General features: G+C 46.2%; 1 protein-coding gene. It reads right to left on the reverse strand.

Annotation, left to right across the window (positions count from 1 at the left end):
- On the reverse strand, positions 1-312 hold a 312-nt coding region (locus NR112_RS23350; protein WP_256796482.1), incomplete at both ends, for a hypothetical protein.

Here is a 312-nt window from a genome sequence, read left to right on the forward strand (position 1 = left end):
TCTCGAACGTGACGACCTCGTCGCCCGGTTCGCCTCGCGCGCTTCCTCCCTCCTCTCTTTCCTCTTTTTCTCCTTCTTTTCCTCTCCCCTTCTTCTCCTTTTCTCTCCTTCTCCCTTCTCCTCTCTCCTTTTTCTTTCCCTCCCCCCCCTCTTTCTCTTCCTCCCCTTTTTCTTTTTTTTTTTTCCTTTCTTTCCCTTCCTTCCTCCTCCCTCTTTCTTCTCTCTTCCTTTCTTTTTTCCTTCCTCTTCTTCCCCTCTTTCTCTCTTTCCCTCTCTTCCTCTTCTTCCTTTTTTTTTTTTTTCTCTTTTTTT

Origin of the sequence: Terrabacter sp. Ter38 (genome assembly GCF_024519435.1) — a bacterium.
In the GTDB taxonomy this organism is placed as follows: domain Bacteria; phylum Actinomycetota; class Actinomycetes; order Actinomycetales; family Dermatophilaceae; genus Terrabacter.